Here is a 4,811-nt window from a genome sequence, read left to right on the forward strand (position 1 = left end):
CCCCCGCCCCGTACGCTGTCCCCGTGGCAGAACCAGTGGTGCGCATCCCGGATGCGAAGGTCGCCCTGTCGACGGCCTCCGTCTATCCGGAGTCGACGGCGACGGCCTTCGAGATCGCGGCGCGCCTCGGGTACGACGGCGTCGAGGTCATGGTGTGGACCGACCCGGTCAGCCAGGACATGGAGGCCCTGCGGAGGCTGAGCGACTACCACCGCATCCCCATCCTCGCCGTACACGCCCCCTGCCTGCTGATCACCCAGCGCGTCTGGTCCACCGACCCCTGGACCAAACTCCAGCGCGCCCAGGCGGCCGCCGAGAAGCTCGGGGCCGGCACAGTCGTCGTACACCCCCCGTTCCGCTGGCAGCGCCAGTACGCCCGCGACTTCGTCGAGGGAATCTGGCGGATGGCGAACGAGACGGATGTGCGGTTCGCCGTCGAGAACATGTACCCCTGGCGCTACCGCGACCGCGAGATGCTCGCGTACGCCCCCGACTGGGACGTCACCAAGGACGACTACCGGCACTTCACGATCGACCTCAGCCACGCCGCCACGGCCCGCGCCGACGCGCTCGACATGGTCGACCGCATGGGCGACCGCCTCGGCCACGTCCACCTCGCGGACGGCAGGGGATCGGCCAAGGACGAGCACCTCGTGCCCGGCCGCGGCACCCAGCCCTGCGCCGAGGTGCTGGAGCGCCTCGCCCTGACCGGCTTCGACGGACACGTCGTCATCGAGGTCAACACCCGCCGCGCGATGTCCAGCGCCGAACGCGAGGCCGACCTCGCCGAGGCCCTCGCCTTCACGCGACTGCATCTGGCCTCCGCCGTGAAGGTCCCCCGGCCGTGACCGACACCACCTCGGGACCGGGCGGGGTGAGCTCACGACGCCGCGGCCGGCCCCCTCGTACCGAATCCGCCGACACCCGCGACCGCATCCTCGCCGCCGCCCGCGAGGAGTTCTCCGAGCGGGGCTACGACAAGACGTCCGTGCGCGGGATCGCCAAGGCGGCCGGAGTGGACTCCGCGCTCGTGCACCACTACTTCGGCACCAAGGAACAGGTCTTCGAGGCATCCGTGGAGGTCGCCTTCGCGCCCGCCCTGAAGGTGCGGGACGTGGTGCTGGAAGGGCCCCTCGACGACGTCGGGGAGCGTATGACCCGCGTCATCTTCGGGCTCTGGGAGAACCCCGTCACCCGTAAGCCGCTGCTCGCGATCGTGCGGTCCGCGGTCAACAACGAGGCCGCGGCCGCCGTCTTCCGGCGGCTCGTCTCCGCTCAGCTGCTCCGCCGTATCGCCGTCGAGATCGACGCCCCGGACGCGGAGCTGCGCGCCGAGCTGGCGGCCGCGCAGCTGGTGGGCGTCGCGATGATGCGGTACGTCATCAAGATCGAACCGATCGCCTCGGTGGACGTGGAGCAGATCATCGGGCGGGTGGCGCCCGTGGTGCAGGGGCATCTCACCGGGCGGTGAGCCCTCCCGGTCCGGGGCACGAGGGCCGTACGCCCGCGGGTTGACCCCTCGGGTAGCTGATCCGCGAGACATCCGTCCCGTATTCCGGACACCTCGTCCCGCCCTCTGGATGACCGGCGTACGCTCGTTAGCAGTCAGAAGTCTCTGATCTCCCTGAATCGCAGTCTCTGAAGGAGCGAGCGACGATGCCCGAGCTGAGGTCCCGCACAGTCACCCACGGCCGCAACATGGCGGGCGCCCGCGCCCTTATGCGCGCCTCCGGTGTACCCGGTGCGGACATCGGCCGGAAGCCGATCATCGCGGTGGCGAACTCGTTCACCGAGTTCGTGCCCGGCCACACCCACCTCCAGCCCGTCGGGCGGATCGTCAGCGAGGCGATCGTCGAGGCCGGCGGCATCCCGCGCGAGTTCAACACGATCGCGGTGGACGACGGCATCGCCATGGGCCACGGCGGCATGCTGTACAGCCTGCCCTCCCGCGACCTCATCGCCGACAGCGTGGAGTACATGGTCGAGGCCCACTGCGCCGACGCCCTGATCTGCATCTCCAACTGCGACAAGATCACCCCGGGCATGCTGAACGCCGCCCTGCGGCTCAACATCCCCACCGTCTTCGTCTCCGGCGGCCCGATGGAGTCCGGCCGCGCCACGCTGGTCGACGGCACGGTCCGCACCCTCGACCTGGTCGACGCGATCTCCGACGCCGTGAACGACAAGATCTCGGACGAGGACATCCTCCGTATCGAGGAGAACGCCTGTCCGACCTGCGGCTCCTGTTCCGGCATGTTCACCGCCAACTCGATGAACTGCCTGACCGAGGCCATCGGCCTCTCCCTGCCCGGCAACGGCTCGGTCCTCGCCACCCACACGGCCCGCAAGGCCCTCTACGAGGACGCGGCCCGCACGGTGATGGACATCACCCGCCGCTACTACGAGCAGGACGACGAGACGGTCCTGCCGCGCAACGTCGCCACCTTCGCGGCCTTCGAGAACGCCATGGCCCTCGACATCGCGATGGGCGGCTCCACCAACACGATCCTGCACCTGCTGGCCGCCGCCCAGGAGGCGGGCGTCCCCTTCGGGCTGAACGAGATCGACGCGGTCTCCCGCCGCGTTCCCTGCCTGGCCAAGGTCGCCCCGAACGTCGCCAAGGACCGCACGTACTACATGGAGGACGTGCACCGCGCCGGCGGCATCCCCGCCCTGCTGGGCGAGCTGCACCGTGCCGGGCTGCTCAACGAGGACGTGCACGCCGTCCACAGCCCCTCCCTGGCGGACTGGCTGAAGACCTGGGACGTGCGCGGCGGCTCCCCCTCGCCCAAGGCGGTCGAGCTGTGGCACGCCGCCCCGGGCTGTGTCCGGTCCGCGGAGGCCTTCTCGCAGTCCGAGCGCTGGGCGGCCCTCGACGAGGACGCCGAGGGCGGCTGCATCCGCAGCGCCGAGCACGCGTACTCCAAGGACGGCGGCCTCGCGGTCCTCAAGGGCAACCTCGCCGTCGACGGGTGCGTCGTGAAGACGGCCGGTGTCGACGAGTCCATCTGGACCTTCGAGGGGCCCGCGGTCGTCTGCGAGTCCCAGGAAGAGGCCGTCGAGAAGATCCTCAACAAGCAGGTGACCGACGGTGACGTCGTCGTCATCCGCTACGAGGGTCCCAAGGGCGGCCCCGGCATGCAGGAGATGCTCTACCCGACGTCCTTCCTCAAGGGCCGCGGCCTCGGCAAGACCTGCGCCCTGATCACCGACGGCCGCTTCTCCGGCGGCACCTCCGGCCTGTCCATCGGCCACGCCTCCCCGGAGGCCGCGTCCGGCGGCACCATCGCCCTCGTCGAGGACGGCGACCGTATCCGTATCGACATCCCGAATCGCTCGATCGAGTTGCTGGTCGACGACGCGGAACTCGCCCGCCGTGAGCAGGCGTTGAACGGGGCGTACGCCCCGAAGAGCCGCGATCGGAAGGTGTCGGCGGCGCTGCGCGCCTACGCCGCGATGGCGACCAGCGCCGACAAGGGCGCGGTCCGGGATGTGAGCAAACTGGGCTGACGTACGTCAGTGGCGTTTGGCCACCGCTGACGCACACGCCGTCGCCGCACACGCACGGGTCGCAGGGGCCGTCTCCTCAGGAGGCGGCCCCTGCGCCTGTCACCAGGCCGACGGGTCGCGGGCGTCGGCGGCGAAGACGGTGCCGTCGGGGGCGGCGGCGTAGACGCGACCGTCGGCGAGCACGGGCTCGGGCAGTTCGGCCGCCACCTCGTCCGAGCTCGCGCCGAGCCGCGGCGGCGTCTGGCCCACGAGCCGGCCGTCGCCGGCGTCCACGGCGAGCAGGCGCCCGTCGGGTGCGCTGACGTACACATGACGGCCGTCACTGACGGGTGACGACGTACGCAGCACGGACGTCTCCAGACTCCAGAGCTGCTCACGCGCCTCCATGTCGACGGCGCTCACCTTCCCGTCGCCGCCCACGAGATAGACGACGTCCCCGCGCACGGTGCCGTGCGCACGCGAGAGCGGGAGGGGCAACGGCACACGGCGCGAGGTCCCCTCGGCGGGGGAGTAGCGGACCAGGGCCCGCGCCTCGCTGTAGACGCCCTCGATGGAGACGAGGAAGACCGACCCGTCCGAGGTGTCGACGAGCTTCAGCGCCCCCTTCAGTTGGGCGTCCCAACGCACGTCACCCGTGGCCGGGTCCAGCGCGACGACCCGCGTGCTCGAACCGTCGACGGACGTGCTCGTCGCGTACGCCAGAGAGTCTCCGGCGAACGAGACGAAGTTCGGCGCCTGCAGCCCCGGTACGCGCCGGCTCCACTTCGTGTCCCCCGACCCGGCGTCCAGGCCGGTGACCTTGCCGTCGGTCCCGATGAGCAGCAGCATGCCTGCGACGGGCACCGACTCGCCGTACGCGGGAACGTTCCGCTGCCATTGCGGCTCGCCCGTGGCCGGATCGAGCGCCTCCAGCCGCCGGCCCTCACCGGACCACGGGTGGACGAGGCCGCCCGCCACGGCCGGCGGTCCGCCCAGCCGCGACGAGTCGACGGGATGCCGCCACAGCAGCCGGCCGTCCAGCGGATCGAGCGCGAAGACGAGCCCGTCCTGCGCGCACACCACCTTTCCCGCCCCGTGGGAGCACAGCGGCGTGTCCTTCTTGGGCCCGGGCGTCGCCCATCCGCTGAACCCGGCCGACGCGCTCCGTGCGCTCCTGGGCTCCGGCGTGGGCTCCAGACCGTCGAGCAACTGTACGGAGACCAGCGCGGCGACCGCGGCGAGCGCGACGCCCCCGGCCCCGAGGGCCAGCAGCCGGCGCCGACGCCGGCGTCCCCCGGACAGCCGCCCGGCCTCCCCCTCGC

At 71.5% G+C, this 4,811-nt stretch carries 4 protein-coding genes; 3 read left to right on the forward strand and 1 reads right to left on the reverse strand.

Features of this window, described 5'->3' with window-relative positions; all coding sequences use genetic code 11:
* The first annotated feature begins 23 nt into the window (after positions 1–23).
* From L0P92_RS42160 to ilvD, 3 genes are all read left to right on the forward strand, one after another.
* The gene (locus L0P92_RS42160; protein ID WP_234768431.1) at positions 24–848 is read left to right on the forward strand and encodes a sugar phosphate isomerase/epimerase family protein; all 825 of its coding nucleotides are present in this window, start codon (positions 24–26) and stop codon (positions 846–848) included.
* Positions 845–1,471 (forward strand): TetR/AcrR family transcriptional regulator, encoded by a 627-nt coding sequence (locus L0P92_RS42165; protein ID WP_234768432.1) that lies wholly within the window; start codon positions 845–847, stop codon positions 1,469–1,471. The genes L0P92_RS42160 and L0P92_RS42165 overlap by 4 nt, the downstream gene beginning before the upstream one ends.
* A 185-nt stretch (positions 1,472–1,656) precedes the next feature.
* Complete coding sequence (ilvD, locus tag L0P92_RS42170; RefSeq protein WP_234768433.1) at positions 1,657–3,510, forward strand: dihydroxy-acid dehydratase; 1,854 nt, start codon at positions 1,657–1,659, stop codon at positions 3,508–3,510.
* Positions 3,511–3,609: 99 nt separating this feature from the next.
* Here ilvD and L0P92_RS42175 read toward each other — a convergent pair.
* Positions 3,610–4,811, reverse strand: a 1,202-nt coding sequence (locus tag L0P92_RS42175) for an outer membrane protein assembly factor BamB family protein (protein WP_234768434.1), incomplete at its 5' end; no start/stop codon positions are given.

This window comes from Streptomyces muensis (assembly GCF_021474425.1).
GTDB lineage: Bacteria > Actinomycetota > Actinomycetes > Streptomycetales > Streptomycetaceae > Streptomyces > Streptomyces muensis.

What these genes read in the sequence shown, in the direction of transcription:
- ilvD (WP_234768433.1), top strand. Translation starts at nt 1,657, where the DNA reads ATGCCCGAGCTGAGGTCCCGCACAGTCACCCACGGCCGCAACATGGCG.